The sequence below is a fragment of the Achromobacter sp. SIMBA_011 genome, from assembly GCF_046535435.1.
Lineage (GTDB): Bacteria > Pseudomonadota > Gammaproteobacteria > Burkholderiales > Burkholderiaceae_B > Achromobacter > Achromobacter dolens.
The window spans coordinates 1-259 of sequence record NZ_JAWRWN010000741.1 but is presented as its reverse complement, the minus strand read 5'-3'; the positions used below and the strand labels follow the sequence as shown (position 1 = coordinate 259).

The window sequence follows — 259 nt, the reverse complement described above, 5'->3', positions numbered from 1 at the left end:
CGACGCTGGTCGTGATCGACGTGAAGCGCCGCGGTTCGCAGGCGTCGAAGAGCGTGCGTCCGCAGGTGAAGTTGCTCGACGCGAACGGCGAGGAAGTGAAGATCCCGGGCACGGAGCACGCGGTGCAGATCGGCTTCCAGGTTGGCGCACTGATCACCGTGAAGGATGGTCAGCAAGTGCAGGTGGGTGAAGTGCTCGCACGTATCCCGACCGAAGCGCAGAAGACGCGTGACATTACCGGCGGTCTGCCGCGGGTGGC

Annotated in this window: 1 protein-coding gene; it reads left to right on the top strand. The window is 64.9% G+C overall.

The genetic code is table 11. The annotated features are described in order from the left end of the window. Window positions 1-259: hypothetical protein (locus SB816_RS32945; protein WP_410548373.1), on the top strand; the 259-nt coding region annotated here is incomplete at both ends.